Origin of the sequence: Myroides odoratus (assembly GCF_001549985.1) — a bacterium.
GTDB lineage: Bacteria > Bacteroidota > Bacteroidia > Flavobacteriales > Flavobacteriaceae > Flavobacterium > Flavobacterium odoratum_A.
Genome location: NZ_LROZ01000012.1, coordinates 52,388 through 68,545 on the forward strand (window position 1 = coordinate 52,388; position 16,158 = coordinate 68,545).

18 protein-coding genes are annotated in these 16,158 nt (G+C 36.1%); 11 read left to right on the forward strand and 7 right to left on the reverse strand.

The features are described 5' to 3' along the window. The first annotated feature begins 32 nt into the window (after positions 1–32). Positions 33–599 carry a Crp/Fnr family transcriptional regulator gene (locus AWV75_RS12605; RefSeq protein WP_060874715.1) on the forward strand — a complete coding sequence of 189 codons (567 nt, stop codon included), beginning with the start codon at positions 33–35 and terminating at the stop codon, positions 597–599. Between the two features lie 16 nt (positions 600–615). On the opposite strand, the gene AWV75_RS12610 is transcribed toward AWV75_RS12605, so the two are convergent. Further along, positions 616–1,506: an AraC family transcriptional regulator gene (locus AWV75_RS12610; protein ID WP_060874716.1), complete on the reverse strand. Its 891-nt coding sequence runs from the start codon at positions 1,504–1,506 to the stop codon at positions 616–618. A gap of 424 nt (positions 1,507–1,930) precedes the next feature. Here AWV75_RS12610 and AWV75_RS12615 point away from each other — a divergent pair, with 424 nt between their 5' ends. From AWV75_RS12615 to AWV75_RS12630, 4 genes are all read left to right on the forward strand, one after another. Then, entirely contained in the window at positions 1,931–2,758 is an 828-nt protein-coding gene (locus AWV75_RS12615) for a helix-turn-helix domain-containing protein (RefSeq protein ID WP_060874717.1), read from the forward strand. Positions 2,759–2,864: 106 nt separating this feature from the next. Next, positions 2,865–3,920, forward strand: a complete 1,056-nt coding sequence (locus tag AWV75_RS12620; protein WP_060874769.1) for an NAD(P)-dependent alcohol dehydrogenase — start codon at positions 2,865–2,867, stop codon at positions 3,918–3,920. Between the two features lie 169 nt (positions 3,921–4,089). Then, positions 4,090–4,389 (forward strand): ArsR/SmtB family transcription factor, encoded by a 300-nt coding sequence (locus AWV75_RS12625; protein WP_060874718.1) that lies wholly within the window; start codon positions 4,090–4,092, stop codon positions 4,387–4,389. Between the two features lie 85 nt (positions 4,390–4,474). Next, on the forward strand, positions 4,475–5,449 hold the full coding sequence (locus AWV75_RS12630; protein ID WP_060874719.1) for an LLM class oxidoreductase: 975 nt from the start codon (positions 4,475–4,477) through the stop codon (positions 5,447–5,449). A 145-nt stretch (positions 5,450–5,594) separates the two neighbouring features. Here the strand turns inward: AWV75_RS12630 and AWV75_RS12635 are convergent, their stop codons facing one another. Next, entirely contained in the window at positions 5,595–6,086 is a 492-nt protein-coding gene (locus AWV75_RS12635; RefSeq protein ID WP_060874720.1) for a GNAT family N-acetyltransferase, read from the reverse strand. 594 nt (positions 6,087–6,680) lie between these two features. On the opposite strand from AWV75_RS12635, the gene AWV75_RS18755 reads away from it, so the two are divergent. The 3 genes from AWV75_RS18755 to AWV75_RS12640 all read left to right on the forward strand — a co-directional run bounded on the left by AWV75_RS18755 (position 6,681) and on the right by AWV75_RS12640 (position 7,345). Then, positions 6,681–6,845 carry a lmo0937 family membrane protein gene (locus AWV75_RS18755; RefSeq protein ID WP_156424197.1) on the forward strand — a complete coding sequence of 55 codons (165 nt, stop codon included), beginning with the start codon at positions 6,681–6,683 and terminating at the stop codon, positions 6,843–6,845. Between the two features lie 102 nt (positions 6,846–6,947). After that, positions 6,948–7,088 (forward strand): hypothetical protein, encoded by a 141-nt coding sequence (locus AWV75_RS18890; RefSeq protein ID WP_197429581.1) that lies wholly within the window; start codon positions 6,948–6,950, stop codon positions 7,086–7,088. A 62-nt stretch (positions 7,089–7,150) separates the two neighbouring features. Then, positions 7,151–7,345, forward strand: coding sequence for a CsbD family protein (locus tag AWV75_RS12640; RefSeq protein WP_002991971.1), 195 nt, complete (start codon positions 7,151–7,153; stop codon positions 7,343–7,345). Between the two features lie 1,093 nt (positions 7,346–8,438). Here the strand turns inward: AWV75_RS12640 and AWV75_RS12645 are convergent. Next, a complete protein-coding gene (locus AWV75_RS12645; RefSeq protein ID WP_060874721.1) occupies positions 8,439–9,164 on the reverse strand; it encodes a hypothetical protein in 726 nt (241 codons plus the stop codon). 405 nt (positions 9,165–9,569) lie between these two features. On the opposite strand from AWV75_RS12645, the gene AWV75_RS12650 reads away from it, so the two are divergent. Both AWV75_RS12650 and AWV75_RS12655 read left to right on the forward strand, forming a co-directional pair. Beyond that, positions 9,570–10,418, forward strand: a complete 849-nt coding sequence (locus AWV75_RS12650) for an SDR family oxidoreductase (protein WP_231738134.1) — start codon at positions 9,570–9,572, stop codon at positions 10,416–10,418. A gap of 551 nt (positions 10,419–10,969) precedes the next feature. Next, the gene (locus tag AWV75_RS12655) at positions 10,970–11,905 is read left to right on the forward strand and encodes a helix-turn-helix domain-containing protein (RefSeq protein ID WP_060874722.1); all 936 of its coding nucleotides are present in this window, start codon (positions 10,970–10,972) and stop codon (positions 11,903–11,905) included. A gap of 60 nt (positions 11,906–11,965) precedes the next feature. Here AWV75_RS12655 and AWV75_RS12660 read toward each other — a convergent pair whose 3' ends face one another. The 4 genes from AWV75_RS12660 to AWV75_RS12675 form a co-directional block, all read right to left on the reverse strand. Beyond that, positions 11,966–12,547 (reverse strand): DUF4142 domain-containing protein, encoded by a 582-nt coding sequence (locus tag AWV75_RS12660; RefSeq protein WP_060874723.1) that lies wholly within the window; start codon positions 12,545–12,547, stop codon positions 11,966–11,968. Positions 12,548–12,562: 15 nt separating this feature from the next. Beyond that, a complete protein-coding gene (locus tag AWV75_RS12665) occupies positions 12,563–13,165 on the reverse strand; it encodes a DUF4142 domain-containing protein (protein WP_060874724.1) in 603 nt (200 codons plus the stop codon). Between the two features lie 132 nt (positions 13,166–13,297). Further along, the gene (locus tag AWV75_RS12670) at positions 13,298–13,948 is read right to left on the reverse strand and encodes a DUF892 family protein (protein WP_060874725.1); all 651 of its coding nucleotides are present in this window, start codon (positions 13,946–13,948) and stop codon (positions 13,298–13,300) included. A gap of 68 nt (positions 13,949–14,016) precedes the next feature. Further along, positions 14,017–14,640: a KGG domain-containing protein gene (locus AWV75_RS12675; RefSeq protein ID WP_060874726.1), complete on the reverse strand. Its 624-nt coding sequence runs from the start codon at positions 14,638–14,640 to the stop codon at positions 14,017–14,019. A gap of 813 nt (positions 14,641–15,453) precedes the next feature. Between AWV75_RS12675 and AWV75_RS18760 the strand changes: the two genes are divergently transcribed. Next, the gene (locus tag AWV75_RS18760) at positions 15,454–15,621 is read left to right on the forward strand and encodes a hypothetical protein (protein WP_156424198.1); all 168 of its coding nucleotides are present in this window, start codon (positions 15,454–15,456) and stop codon (positions 15,619–15,621) included. The last annotated feature ends 537 nt before the right edge of the window (positions 15,622–16,158 follow it).

Consider the following 16,158-nt stretch of genomic DNA (forward strand, 5'->3'; position numbering starts at 1 on the left):
ATTAACTTTATAGCAACGGGAAATATACACCTATGGAAGAGCTACTACTCTATATCGAGAAATTTGCTACACTTACAGCAGCGGAACGCGAACGGATACAAGCTGTATTCACGTTTAAATGCGTGGCGAAAGGAGAGTATTTTGTAGAAAGTGGTAAGAATAGCCATGCGATTGCCTTTGTAGAATCAGGGGTATTCCGTTCGTTATACTACAATAAAAAAGGGGACGATTTTACGCGTTATTTCATTTATGAAGGGCGTTTTGTGGGAGATTTGCACAATTTCTTTATTCAGGCGCCCGCCAATGATTATGTTGAAGCGTTAACGGATGCTTGTGTTTGGAGTATTGATTATGCGGATTTTTGCCAGCTAGAAAAGGAAATCTCGGTTTGGCCTTTATTGATGGCCAAGCTACATGCCTTTGCAACCGAGAGTAAATTAAAGACAGCCAATATGATGTTGAATTTAGAAGCAAAAGAACGCTATTTGCTTTTTTTAGCTCATTATCCGGGTTTGGTCAATCGAGTGCCTCTGAGTATGTTAGCTTCCTATTTGGGAATCACATCTTCCTCGTTAAGTCGAATTAGACGCAGTGTTTAGCTCGATTTACGGGCAGTTAAATGAGTCGGTAATCCCGTTGTATTCTATATTTTTCTGGTGAAATTCCAGTATTTCTTTTAAAATAACGACAAAATAAACTGGTATCGGTAAAATGCAGCTCGTGACTAATTTCTTTGATGGAGAGATTGGTTGTGTTTAATAAGGTTTTCGCCTGGATCATGACAAAAAAAGTAACCCATTCCAAAATGGATTTACCTGTTTCTGCTTTGAGTAATGTGGTTAGATATTGAGGAGTGAGATGCAGTTGTTCTGCATAAAATTTAGCACTTCGATGTAAGGTAGCTTGCTGAAATACCAGCTGATAAAACTCGTGTATAATTGCAGAGGATCGACTGATTGGTTTGGGATTGGATTGATTCATTGGGGCGTACGCTTCCAGCACAAAGGAAATAAGAGCAAGCGTAAGATAATGCAGGGTTTCGGTTGTTTTTGAAACATTATTTTTTACATATACACTTTGCAACAAATGAAGCAACTCTGTAAAAACAGAGGTGTCTTCATCATTTAATTGAATTAAGGGATGATTGCGTAGGGTATTGTTGTGAATCAACTGGAGGAGCATTGGAAAATTACTTAGAAAATCCAAAGAAAGTCCAATCGTTGTCATGGTTGAATCTGTACTTGCAGCTAAGGGTTCAATAATCACATGAGGTAAAATAATGGCAATATCTCCTTTGTTGATGCGATAAGACGCTGTTTGAATGCGAATGTCCATATGACCTTGTGTCATAAAACTCAAAATAAGACCATCAAATTGTTGGCGATAATCTACGTCCTCATCCATCACTTGATAGACCTGATTCACGATGATCATCCCTTGCACGTGTTGCGGGTGATTCGCTTCATATAGTTGGTATAAATCATCGAGAGTAAAGGCAAGAGACATAACAGCTGTATCGTTTAAGGATTAGGGCGTGCAATATATTACAAAATGAATGAATTGTTCAAAAAATGGAAAATGAAAATGACGAAACTACTTGTAATTTTGTTGAACTGAATAAAGCGATGGATGAGTGATCCACATTCGTTTTTAATCAGAATGAGAATCGGAAACAAATTATTGTAAATAAAAACACTTTTCAAGTTTTTCCTGGGGACTAATTTAGAAGTCAAGCTGAAAAAGAGTATGTAAAACATACTCTTTTTTTTTTTAGAAACTGGGGATGGGAATTGAGTCGTGTTGAACGCTCTTTTACTTTTCTAGTGTTTTTGTGGCAAAATGAGCTTTTGAGAAAATAAAAATGAACCGCAGGGTAAGATAAACCCTTTACTTTTTCGTATATTTAGACGTACAAAAAAAGTGAGGAAGCATGCAGCAGAATACCCTAAAAACATTAAACTATGCCGGAATCTTTCTCTCCTGTTATACCGATTATAGCGAGAAATGCATTCATGCAACGCCCGAACATGTTTTGGTCTATGTGTATTCAGGAGAGCAGATTATTGAAGATAGAAACAAAAAAACGCGAGTAAAGGCGGGTCAATGTGTGTTTATCCGACGCAATCATCAGTTAGTTATGCATAAAAACAGCGCTAGAAATGAGCATTATAAAGGAATCTCTTTAACCTTTAATCGCCATGTCTTACGCGAGTTTTACAGTACATTGGATAAAACGCAATTGCCTAAAAAAGTATCGGTTTCAGATAAAAATGTCTTTGCTATTGAGCAACGCCCGGATATTACCAGTTTATTTGAATCGCTCACGCCTTATTTTGATCAAAATATACAACCCAGTAAGGAAGTGATCCACCTGAAGTTATTAGAGGGAATTTATGCACTACTCAATAATGCAACGGTATTTTATCCGCTGCTTTTTGATTTTACAGAACCGTGGAAAATAGATATTCTCGATTTCTTACAGGAACATTATAAGGATGATTTGACCATTGAGCAAATGGCAACTTATACGGGACGAAGTTTAGCAACCTTTAAAAGGGATTTTAAAAAGGTAAGTACGCTTACTCCCCAGAAATGGATCATTAAAAAGCGTTTGGAAACGGCCTATATCAAGCTCAAAGAAGAACGAGCCAAAGTGCAGGATGTCTATTGGGAAGTAGGGTTTAAGAATCCCTCCCATTTTTCTACCGCTTTCAAAAAACAATATGGAATTCCTCCTTCTGAAATTGGAGTGAATTGAGCCGTAGGGCAATGAAATTTGAACCGTAGAGCAACGGAAGTATGCAACGTAGATGGTACTTTTACCTCAAAATAAAACCAATAAAATCGAATTAAAAAAAGTGAAAATGGAAACAAAAAATGTAAAAGCATATGGAACGGAAGCGCCAGATGCGGCTTTAAAACAAATGGAGATTAATCGTAGAGCTGTGACAGAAAAAGATGTAGCGATCGATATTTTATACTGTGGTGTATGTCATTCGGATTTGCATACGGCTCGCAATGAGTGGGGGGGAACCCAATATCCGAATGTACCTGGACACGAAATCGTGGGACGTGTAACGCAAGTTGGAAGTGGGGTAACCAAATTTAAAGTTGGGGATTTAGTGGGAGTAGGTTGTATGGTTGATAGTTGTCGTACGTGTGAGAGCTGTAAAGAAGGATTGGAACAATATTGTGAAAATGGAAACATTGGAACCTATAACAGCCCTGATGTACACTTGAATCAACAAACGTTTGGAGGATATTCTGAAGCAGTAGTAGTGGATGAAGACTTTGTTTTACGCGTGCCTGAAAATTTAGATTTAGCGGCAGCTGCTCCTTTACTTTGTGCTGGAATTACCACTTTTTCGCCTTTGCGTCATGCTAATGTAGGACCAGGACAACGTGTAGGAATTGTTGGGATTGGTGGTTTAGGTCATATGGCAGTAAAAATTGCCAAAGCAATGGGGGCTGAAGTTGTTGTGATTACAACTTCGCTTTCTAAAGTAGAGGATGCAAAACGCCTTGGTGCAGATGATGTTATCTTATCTACCGATCAAGAGCAAATGAAAGCCAATGCTCATACGTTGCACTTTATCTTGGATTGTGTTTCTGCTCAACATGATATCAATGCGTATATTAACTTGTTAAAACGCGATGGAAAATTGACGTTGGTAGGTGCACCAGAACATCCACTTCCTGTATCTGCATTCAGCTTGATTCTCAACCGAATTAGTTTCTCTGGGTCTTTGATCGGTGGAATTGCGCAAACGCAAGAGATGTTAGATTTTTGTGGTAAACACAACATCACGTCAGATATTGAAATGATTCAAATGCAAGACATCAACCAAGCGTATGAACGCTTGCTGAAAGGAGATGTGAAATATCGATTTGTAATTGATATGGCTTCTTTAAAAAATTAAATAAAAACAGAAAGACCTCCAAAAGGAGGTCTTTTTTTTATGGATTAGGTATTTGATATTCAGGAAGTAGTAGAGGTTGGTTCGCTTGTTTAAAACAAAATAAATATTTTATCTATACTATGTTGTGATTTTTTACTTTCTTTGTATCGTAAATTCTCGATATATAGAAATGACCGAACTCTTTAAAGCTTTATCGAATGAACATCGCGTTCAAATATTGAAATGGCTCAAATCACCTCATGATTTTTTTGAATTAGAAGACATCGAACCTGAAGTGCATGAATTTGGGGTGTGTATGAGTGTCATACAAAAGAAAGTGGGACTCTCTCAATCTACGACATCCGCCTACTTAACTTCTCTAGTTACTATCGGATTGCTAGTATCGGTCCGTAATGGTCAATGGACGTATTACAAGCGCAATGAAGAGAAGATAACCGAATTGGCGCATTATATTCAACATACGTTGTAAGGCATTTGCTGGATTGTGTAATCCAACGGTTCTATTAGTTTGTTCTATAATATCTATAATTCTCGATATCTAAATATCTATAAATATGAATGCTTCTTTTACTACACATTCGGTTTTTAATCGGGTGTTTTGCCCAGGGAAATTGACCTTGGGTATTTTCTTACCGTTACGGGTTTATGAATCCGCTACGGAGCCTTTGCATCAACATCTGAAGTATATCCAACAAATTGACCGCAGCGGGTTTGACGCCCTGTGGGTAAGGGATATCCCCGTTTATGACCCGAATTTCAGGGATGTAGGGCAGGTATACGATGCATTGACCTATTTGGCTTATATCGCAGGGCAAACGGAGCAGGTAGCTTTAGGGACCGCGAGTATTGTGTTGCCTTTACAGCATCCTATTGCTTTGGCAAAGGCAACCGCTTCTATTGATCAATTGGCCAATGGTCGCTTGCTTTTGGGAGTAGGATCAGGTGATCGTTATGCTGAGTTTCCAGCTTTTGGAAAGTCTTTTGAGGGAAGAGGTGAATTGTTTCGCGAGGTTTTCCAAGACCTACAGACGTTACATCGCGTCGATACGCCTAAAATGAATTCAAGTTTAACGAAAATGCAGGATTTAAACGTAGTGCCTAAACCCTTACATCAAGGCGTTCCGATGCTAGTCACAGGGGCGAGTCAACAATCTTTAGATTGGATTGCCACACATGCCGATGGGTGGATCACATACCCTGGACCCACAACCACGAAGGAGGATACGCTGGGGTTAAAACAAAAAATAGCGGCATTTAGAAACCTAGTACCTCAGGGGATATTCAAACCGCATATGACCAATGAATGGATTGAATTGGATGAAGACCCACATTTTCCACGAACTCCGTTAAGAGGGGGATTTGTCTTGAAAACAGGGCGTTATGGCTTGCTAGACTTACTGCATCAATGGGAGGAAATTGGAGTGAATCACGCGGCTTTAGGAATACAGTTTGGCAAACGTGATATCGGTGAAACACTGGAGGAATTAGCTCAAGAAGTATTGCCTTATTTTAAAGGGGAGCATGTTTAGTTGATGTAGCACTAAATAAATATTGTTGTAAGATGTAAAAATAGAACCTTTATGATTCGTCATAAAGGCTCTATTATTTATCTTTTTTGAATCAAATTTAGATGTGATACATTAGATTCTCTTCATATTATTTTGAAAGTTTGGATTAAACTCCTTTTTCCAGCATTAATTTTTCTGTGGGTAATCCATCTTCAATACCAATAAAATAGCTTTTAAAGCCAAACTTTTCAAGCAGTTTTTTGGATGCTATATTTGCTGGGTCAATGATTCCAATAATAGATGTAGTTGGATAGGTGCGTGCTGCAAGGGCTAAGAGTTCCGAACAAATTTGGGTTCCATACCCCTTACCCCAATAAGATTCCTTGAGGATATAACCAATTTCCAATTGTGTGCGATCGCGTTTGTTCCATTCCATTTTACCATCCCCTAAATACGCGCCTGTGGCATTGTATATTTTAAAGTAACCCAACATCGGATCTTGTGCATTTACTTCGAGAATAGAAGCAAATTTTTCTTGCGCTTGTTCTTCGGTCAGTCCCTGTCCAGAAACATAACGCATAACAGCATCCTCTTTGACTAAAGAATAAAAGATAGTAAAATCATTTGGGGTGTACGGGATGAGTTGAAGTGGTTCCATAAGGTGAATTGAAAATTTTATCAAAGATAGGAATTTATTACGCAAGTAATCTGTTGAATGCCGCTGTAAATCGGATACTATGATTGTTTTTATGAGTACTAAAATCTTGAGAAGTCGTTCTTGATATATAGGTGGTACAACATATTAATACGAAAAATACTTTGTTTTTGTTTTATATTAAAATTAATGGGGATATTATATACATTTAGTGTATGATATCCCCATTTTTCTCTACATTATTAATCTTTTTGTGATTTATTTCTTTTAAACGTTATATTATTTACAAGGAGAAGCGAACGAAGAGTATCACTTGCTTTACGTTAACTTTTAGCTTTATTTTTTTAGTTATTTTTTGTAAATAATCTCGATATAGTATGCTTTTTGCATTTATTTAAGTAAGAAAGCGATTTCTTTTTTTAAGAAAAACCGAAAGTACAGTATCGCGATACACTGTTCTATTTTAAACAGAAAATAAATACGAAATAACGAGTATATTCAACTAGAAAGAAATTTTTTCTTGTCAGAGAAAAAGAAGTTATCACTAGAAAATAGGATGACTAAATAGATAGAGTAAAAATAGTAAAATCAAAAAAAATGAGAGATATTTTTTGGATCATTGTTATTCTTCTACTGCTAGGATGGGGAGTTGGTTATTTTGCCTTTGGGGAAGTAATTGGAGAACTGATACATATTTTGTTGTTAGTTGCCTTAATTATGTTAGTTGTACGCCTTGTTCAAGGAACGAAAAGGAAAGTATAATAGACAAACTCATCCCAACGAATAGCATAAAACAAAAGGAAAAATAAATTGTAAAATGTTGCTTGATCAATTTTTATAAATCAATTTAAAAAAAGATAACCGATGAAAAAAGATGAAATTTACAAGTATGGAAAAATCCTTTGTTGTGCGGCTGCAGGCCTAGCTGTATTAGCCGTAGTTTTAAAGAAAACAGTATTTAGTGAAGGAGCATGTTTAGATGAATGTGCAACCGATGAAGACTAAATGGTTAAGTGAATAATATAGTTCACCGTATAAATTAAATAATAATCATAAAAACGATACCTATGAATAAGTTAGAATTAGAAGGAAAATGGAAAAGAGTAAAAGGAGCCGTTAAACAAAAATATGGAGAATGGTTTGATAACGATAAAGTTTTCGCTGAAGGGAAATTTGATGAAATAGTAGGGAAGATGCAGGAAAAAAGCGGAAAAACTCGAGAAGAAATTGAAGATGTAATTCGAAATTGGAAGGAGGAATAATATAATTCTGTTTTAGTTCAATATACTAAACTTACGAAAAGAGAAGTACTAAACAGGTATTTCTGCGATAGGCTTCTCTTTTTTTACTAAAACAGTATAGGTGGTTGATAATCAAGAGTAATCCATCTCAATCGGGTTAAGGTTTGATTGTTAGGCCCCATATAAAACGTAAGTCTATGAAAAAGAAGAAAACCCCGTATGCTAGTCATATGGGGTTTTGTTTTTTGTTACGAGGTGAGGTTTGCTTTTTTGTGTGGCGGTGAGAAGGTGAGAGGGTGAGGTTTGTTTTTTGTGAGACGTTGAGGCGGTGAGAGGATGAGGTTTGCTCACGCCTAACTTCTCATCGACTCATAATCCACACCCAGTATGTCACCCCGACGGAGGAGGGGGCGCATTAGTCACTCAACGCGAGTTATCCTTTTCAGTATTAAAAGCAGGAACTCTATTTTAACTAGAACATTCACTTCTTTCTCTTTTCCAATTTCCCCTCTCCAATTTGTGCTTTGTGAGGCGGTGAGGTGGTGAGGTTTGCTCATCGTCTCATAATCCACACCCAGTAATCACCCCGACGGAGGAGGGGTCGCATCTCGCGCTGATACCACGCTATCAAATAGCTGTTTGGTACAACAAACATTGGTTGACGGATTGGTACAGTGTTCCGATTAAAGCAGTAACTCTGTTTTAATTAGAAAATTTACTTCTCTCCCTTTTCTTCTCTCCAATTACTTTGTAAGGTTTGCTCATCGCCTCATCCTCTCACCTTCTCATAATCTGCACCCAGTATGTCACCCCGACGGAGGAGGGGTCGCATCTCGCGCTGATACCACGCTGTGGAATGGCTATTTGATACAATAAACGTTGGTTGACGGATTGGTACAGTGTTCCGATTAAAGAAGGAACTCTATTTTAATTAGAAAATTTACTTCTTTCCCTTTTCTCCTCTCCAATTACTTTGTAAGGTTTGCTCACGCCTAACTTCTCATCGTCTCATACTCTCACCGTCCCACCAATCTCATCACTATAAAAAAACAAAGAGGAAACATAAAGCTTCCTCTTTGTATACAGAAAATAACGAAATATAAAAATGTACTAACTAGTAATTGTATCGACTGCCAAAACCATAGCGTTTTGATCTGCGGTTGTTGTGGGATGAGTCTGAATTAGAGTCAGTAAAGATTGAATCTCTTGACGTATCCATCGCATCGTAGTTGCGAGATGTTCTTCCTGCAGTGCTACGAGAACGACTACTGCGTCCTGTTTGCGATTGATTATACGTTTGATCATAGGGCTGATTTTGGCTGTATCGTTGGTCTTGATGACCGTATTCTCTTGGTGAGTTCATGCGGTAAGGACGATCATACTCCTCATCATAACGATTGCGAAACGTTTCATTATAACCATAGTTATCGTCGTTGTTTTCGTAACTATTGTCATTGTAATTCTCATTGTAATTGGGATGATCTGAGTAACGATCGTTTCTAGCGTAGATCTCTTTGTTGTAATCTCTTTGACGGTTCATTGGATATTCCAAGTTTCTGTCGTAGCTATCCATGTAGTTTGAACGTTGATTTGGGTGGTATTCATTGTCGTTGAAATACCCGTCATTTTCATAATCTACATTACTGTCGTATTGTGGATTTCTCGAATTATTGAATCGATAATCCTCTCTATCATTTGTGTTGTGATTATAATCGTCAAAATGATAATTATCTTGAAACTGATTCTCGTTGTGGTTATCGTAGTTTCTTGAATAACCTGAGTTATTTCTGTTGCTTCTTTGGCGATTCGATCTTGATCGGCTGTTATTGCGATTATTCATAGTCTTGAAGTTTTTGTGATTAATAAAAAGTAGTGACAGCTAGTATTTATTATTTCATTGCTTCAATGTTGTTATAACTAAGGCAAAAGTCATGCAAAAGACTGAATAGTGTTATTATTTTATTTTAATATTGTTATTAATTCTTCATTAGCTTAAAGACAGAAGTATAGGTTTATACCTCTTGAAAGGTTTTTTTTTATTTAAATTGTTGTTTTTCAAACTATTGTTTCCTATTAAGTCTATTTTATTTTTCATCTTTTTATTGATGAGATGTTATACATGTTGTAGAAATAATACCCAATTATTCTACAGTATAAAAGTATTTGAAAAGCAAGAGATGAAGAATGACAAGGAAGGCTAAGAATTGCATGGTTTTAGTTTTATTAGGTTGAAATAAAAAAGAACATGATGCAAGAAAAAGAAAAAAAACAGCAGCCTCCTGGAAGTGAGCACCAAATGAAGAATTACCCGGATCACGGAGAATATACGTATAAAGGACATGCGTTATTTACTGGGAAAACCATATTGATTACGGGAGGAGATTCTGGAATAGGAAAAGCGATAGCCATTGCTTTTGCACGGGAAGGTGCAAATGTCGTATTTGTTTATCTATCCGAGCAAGAACGCGAAGACGCCGCGGATACGCTTTATTGGATTGAACAAGCAGGCGTAAAAGGATTAGCCATTGAAATGGATTTAAAGCAAGCAGAGAACTGTAAAAAGGTAGTGCATCAAACGATTGCATCCTTTGGACAAATTGATGTATTGATTAATAATGCCGCTTTTCAGAAGGAACATAAAGAGTTTAAGGATATTACCCTAGAGGATTGGAAAACGACTTATGAAACCAATGTAAATGCGTTGTTTTATATGACAAAATACAGCTTGGAGCATATTCCAAAAGGAGGGAGTATCATTCATACAACTTCAGTAAATGTATACGATCCCAATCCAAGTTTATTGGCCTATGCTTCTACAAAAGCAGCGATTCAAAATATGACAGCCAGTATGAGTAAAATGTTTTTGGAACAAGGCAAAGAAATTAGAGTAAATGCCGTTGCTCCAGGTCCGGTTTGGACACCGCTAATTCCCACGACACTATCCAATGTGGATACATTTGGACAAAATACGCCAATAGAACGCCCAGCCCAGCCAAAGGAAATCGCACCCGCCTATATCTTTTTAGCCAGTGAAGATGCAACTTATGTTTCAGGTGCAATTATTGCAGTAACAGGAGGGCGGATTACGTTATAAATGATACGAAAAGTATAAAAAAATCGAGGACAGTATTCTTTTTTTAAGTAGGGGAGTGCTGTCCTCATTTTTTTTTTAATACATTACTGTTGAGTTCCTATATAACCTGATATTTTAACCATTTCTAATGGACTAAAATCGACGGAAAAAGAAGGCGAAATAGTGTATTTATACACAATATAAAAAGTGTTATTAAATTGTTATACTTTTTAGAAATATGTACATTTGTTGCTTAAATAGAACTGTTTAAAAAATTTAAATCAAATATAAATAACAGAAGTGGTATATATGAATCATTTTCATATGCGTCACTTTCGTTTTTTTTGTATAATTTGGAAGGAAATAAAGGCTCCTTTTCTTTTTTTGGTAGGGGTATTCTTGTATCAAAAAAAGAAAAGGGAGGAAGTAAGTTTTACAAGCTGAACGGTTGAGATATCTCTTATTTGTTGAATAATGGTAGTAAAGTACAATTGAACTTTAAATTAGATTTATTAGGTAGTGAAACTAGTGGGGAGAATTTTGAAAATCAATAAATGAACTAACAAGGTCCGATGTCTATTACAATCAGCAAAGAAAGAGTTAAAGCGTTAATTGAAGCGCTTGAAGAATTATCCAAAGGGAATTACACTAGACGGCTTGACTTGAAAGTGGAGCAAGATTGTTTTTCTCATGCTGAAGTGTTGTTCAATATTTTAGCTGGTGATTATGAAAGTAAATTCAAATATTTTATTTCCTTACAGCCTACGTTGGGGTATGAATTTGTAACGACTAGTATTGTCAAGATTAGTGCACAAGGACAAATTTTAGATATTTCACTTGTACAAGATAATCAGAAATGCTTTGACGAAACGATATATATTAATCGGAATGTTCTTGATTTTTTGGAAGATGACCAACAAGAGAAGTGGATGAAGAATTTTTTACTGTTTCTTCAGACGCCTTCCCATAAAAATTCATTTTCCTTACAGTTGACTGTGGCGGATAAAAAGCTGAATGGATATTGTGGTTTTCATTATATGGATAAATCTCATGATATTTGGATGAGTTTTGCTTTGGTAAATCCCATTGTTCAACAAGATCCATTGACAACGCCTATAAGTTTGGAAAAGCTTCGGAAGATGAGTGAAGAGGAACGGGATAAGATTCAAAAGATACACGCTTTAATTGGAAACAAAGAGTATGAAAGAATCTATACGATTGAAGAATTGTGTCAGCGATTTGATTTGAGTAAAAATGCGTTTCAAAAGGGATTTAAATTATTGTATAACCAAACGTTTTATACCTATTATCTCAATAAGCGGATGGAATATGCCCAACAATTGCTTGCTTATTCCACCTTGTCTATCCAGGCTATTGCTGAAAAGTGCGGTTTTTCAGATTATTCAAACTTCTTTCGAAACTTTCAAAAGGTTGTACATCTTAGTCCAGCTCAATATCGCAAACAAAATTACAAAGGGTTGAAAATAGAAGATTATATCATCAAGTAAACCGCCTAAATTGAAAGTATTTAGGCGGTTAGAAAAAAAAATAAAAGCTTAAAAATGTTGCTATTTCAGTTGCTTATTTTTAATAAAAGTAGCCGCTTCTAAATGCGAACGTACTTCTTGTAGGGTCTCATTCAATTGTGTTCTCATGCTGTAATTATCGACATGGTTAATGGCGTCAATCAGGACATCAGCCGCTTTATTGTGTTTTGAAATGACAACTTCCAGCCATTTTTGATCAAAATTCTTTGCGTTTGTCTTTTCTAAATCTTGTATTTCCTCCCACTGTTTATCCGATAGATTATGAGGAACGGCGTACATCATATCACTGGCTAAAGCATTGAGCTTTTGCAATCTATTTTCGTGGTGTTTTTCTAGTTCTCCAGCAAAATCGCGAATCTTTTCATTGTTCGATTTTCGCTTTCCAAGTTTGCCTAATTCTACTTCAAATAATTGATCGTGAACAACATCAACTAAATAAGAAGAATAATCTGTATTTTTTTGCTCAACTGTATGTTGTTGATTGGCTTTGTTTTGCTCTTTCGCTATTTTTTCAGGCTCTTTTGCGTTTGGTCGGTCTTTGCATGAAGCTAAAAGTGCAAGCATAAAAAAGGCTAAAAACAGGGTTTTTGTATGTAATTTCATAGTTATAAATTTTGGTTAAACATAATCTAATAAGTTAACTCCTTGATCAATGCGCAATTCAATCTCTTGTATTAATTTGCTGTAGAACGTTTGTAAATCGGAATTTTTGGTATTCTGTTTTAAATCCCATAGTACTTCTCGAATGCTAAATTGCAGTTTGATGGTTTCATCCAAAAAATCGCGATCATAGCTGCTGAGATTTGGTGATTCCAATGTATTGATTGTGAATCGAGTGTTGGTTCGAAATAAGATTTCATTTTGTTTTTCCTTGCTAATCAAGTTTTCCATTTCCTTGAGTGCATGTTCATATTCCAGCAAGATTTGTTCAGCAAATTCCTGAATCTTTGGATGCTGACTTTGAGTGATTGCAATTTTGGTATAGTGTAACTGTGTAGCTAATAGGTTGCTAAAACGTTGCTCTAAAACCTCTTGATCGGTGGTATCATAGTTCGTTTCATAAGAAAAAGGTTCTGTATGTACTGGTTTTGGATTGCTCTCATCTTTATATAGATATTGTTCCGAATTAGATTTGTTTTTACAAGAAGTAAGAAACAAAAAGACAAAAAACAAGAAGGTAAAGAGGATAACAAATAGTTTGTAATTGAATGATACTCCCATAGGTATATGTGTTTAAGTGAATAAAAGTGGCTTACCAAGGATGTTGTTATTATGGTATGAGTAACTATGGAAATTACCTTGTGTAAGCCACTTGATTTTCAATTCTAGCAATTTTATTGAGCTGAAACTAAGTTATTTTTGCTTTGCTCCTTTATTTTTTGTAGCGCTTGCGCTGTTTCGTTTGGTACTGCTTGAAGAATTTCTTTGCTCTATTTCATCTTCACTATCATCGTCCTCTTCATTTTCATCTTGCTGCGAATGTTCGTCTTCACCTGCTTCTAGGTTTATGTGACATTCTCCTATTTGTGTAAGCTCGAAATCCGTTTCTTCTTCTTCTTCAAGGGTTTGTTCTAATAAATTAGCTATTTCATAAGCATCGATGGCCAAGGCAAATTGAATTAATCCACCGTAGGTAGCAATCTCATAGTGCTCAATTTGTTGAGCAACTACAATGAGCCCTGCATCTCGTACCATGCTACCATCGGGAGTCACCTGGATTATTTTCTTTGTAATAGCCTCAAAGGTTTCCATGACACTACACGGCTGCTTTTCGGGTGTTAAGTCTAGCTTTCTGAAGATTCGCTCTAAGCGCATGATTTGTCTACGCGTGACAATTTCATGGTCTTGAAGGGTGTCTTTCAACTCCTGTGTGGTAGCTGCTTTTATCAGGGGTGGCAAAGCTTCTATGATTGCATGTTCTGTGTTATAAATACCTTTTAACAAGGTGATAAACAGTTTTTTGAATTCAGTGCTTGCCTGGGATGTATAATTCGAATTTTTCATATTTTCTTTTTTTTATAAAAGAAGGAGCAGAGACTCCTTCTTTTAATTGATATTGGCCTAGCAGTCGATTATCTTCTAGCATTGCTTGTTGAACGTCCGCCACCATGGGATGCACGACCACCCATTCTCGCTATTTCAGTTCTCTTCGCTTTGCTCATTGCTGCGAAACCTCGACGACCAGTACCTCTATTTGAACCACTAGATGAATTCGAGCGGTTTGTGTTTGAATTATACGATCCTCTTCCTGTTGAAGATTGACCACTTTGAGAAGTAGAATTATAAGATCTTCTTCCGGAACCTTGGCCCATGTGGTTAGATGAACCTGATGATCTTCTACCAGAGGAAGAACCATAGTTAGTATTATTGTAACTAGATGAATTTCCAGATCCTTGAGATCTACCTCGTCTTGATTTAGATACAAAACGTCCTTGTGCATCACGAGGATGGTCTTCTTCGTCAAAGTTAGAACGGTGATCATAACCATAGTCATCTTCTCCGTCATAATCAAAGTCTTCGTCGTCAAAGAAGTATTCCATGTCTTCTTGATCCATTTCGTCATCGTAACGCTCATCATCTGCTCCGTCGTCATATCCATGTTCGTAACCTAATTGATAAATCTCTTCTGCCATGTGGTAAAGATGCGATTGTCTACTACTTTGAGACTGACTGTGTCTTGAATTTTGGTGATTCATAATTTCTTTTTTAAAGGGTTAATATGAACTGTGATACTAGCTGTCATAAAAAATTTCACAGTTGCTAGTAAATGTTCAATTTCTATGCACAAAAAGAAATAATGTTATTTAAAGATAATTTTGCTAATGTGTTTATAGATAGTGTTAAAAAAATAAATTACAACAGCTATTCTAGTCTCAATAAGGGATTGAATGCTAGTTGTGTAATTTTTAATATAAAAAAGAATAATATTTATTTTTTATTAAAAATATGTGTATTAAAAACTAAAATAGATAATTACACTAGTTTGTTTATTTTTTTTATGTTAAACTATTTTTTATAATCTTGATAAGTTAATGTTTAATTTATAATATATTGATTTACAGTATGTTATTGTTTTTTATGATTTCGTTGTATTTTTATAAACTATGTTTATGAAAAATGAATAAAATGTGTATATAATACCCGTATTGTGTATTTTATGTGTATTATTTCTACGTATCTTAATTTTTTTATTTGAATTTTATCTTCTTTTTGCTAGTTATAGTGATTAATAGCAATGGTTTTATTAGATTATTAGCAATATAATGCTCAAAGAAAAATGAAGCATAAGAAAGTAGGGGTGATCCGTTTTATATGAGTTGTAGCAGTTGTGAGGCGGTGAGGTTTGTTCTTTGTAGGGTGGTGAGAGGGTGAGGTTTGTTCTTTGTGAGGCGGTGAGAAGGTGAGAGGATGAGAGGGTGAGAAGATAAGATGGTGAGGTTTTTGAAATCGGAGGTTTTATTGATTAAAGAAGATGAGATTAGACTTTACTCATAACCCCATAACCCATAATGGTGAGACATTCTTCTTTAAGCGAAGAAATTATCAAAAAAGCTTTTGACAAAAAAGCGAAAAGAGTAATGCGTTATGAGATACTCTTTTTCAAAGCAGATAGTAGAAAACCAATTTACTTAAAAGCAAAAAACATCTTTACAAAAGACAATGTACTCCCAACGTAAGTCAAATAAAGAGCGTCAAATGTTTGAAAAGGCTGTAAAAATAAAAGGTGTTTGAGCGTAGCGAGTTCTTTTATTTTCAGACTTAAAAACAAATTTGACCTTTATTTGGGTTAGTTGAGGGGGTTTTTGTTTCTTTTTTACCCTTTAAAAAAGAAAGGGGGGACTTTGTGAGGTTTGTTTTTTTTGTGGCGATGAGGCGGTGAGGCGGTGAGGTGGTGAGGTTTGCTCATCGTCTCACCTTCTCATAATCCACACCCAGTATGTCACCCCGACGGAGGAGGGGTCGCATCTCGCGCTGATACCATGCTGTGGAATGGCCATTTGATACAATAAACGTTGGTTGACGGATTGGTAAAGTGTTCAATTAAAGAAGGAACTCTATTTTAACTAGAACATTTACTTCTTTCCCTTTTCCAATTTCCCCTCTCCATTTTGTTCTTTGTAGAGGCGGTGAGAAGGTGAGGTTTGCTCATCGCCTCATCGTCTCACCTTCTCATAATCCACGCCCAGTAAGCGTTAGCTTCTTGAATAGAGAGG